Origin of the sequence: Streptomyces sp. GbtcB7 (assembly GCF_019091445.1) — a bacterium.
Classification (GTDB): domain Bacteria; phylum Actinomycetota; class Actinomycetes; order Streptomycetales; family Streptomycetaceae; genus Streptomyces; species Streptomyces mirabilis.
Genome location: NZ_JAGXJM010000545.1, coordinates 1 through 241, shown reverse-complemented (window position 1 = coordinate 241; position 241 = coordinate 1). Strand labels below are relative to the sequence as shown.

At 82.6% G+C, this 241-nt stretch carries 1 pseudogene; it reads right to left on the bottom strand.

The window, feature by feature from the left end:
* Positions 1 to 241: pseudogene (locus tag KVT44_RS56760) on the bottom strand (ROK family protein); the annotation flags it as partial.

Genomic DNA, 241 nt, shown 5'->3' with positions numbered 1-241 from the left:
CCCCCGCCCCCCCTCGCCCATGCCGACGGGCCCCCCCCCGCCCCCCAGCGGGGACCCGGGCAGCCCGCCGAGCACCTCCCCGACGGCCCCCACCACGGTGTCGCCGTCCTCCTGCGCGGGCGTCGCGCGCCGCGCGCGCAGAAGAATGCGGCCGCGGCCCGCCCCCAGCCCCCCCGCCATCTTGGGGCCGCCCCTGTCGGGCGCGGCCCCGCGGTCGGGGTGCATCAGCGTCAGTTCTCCC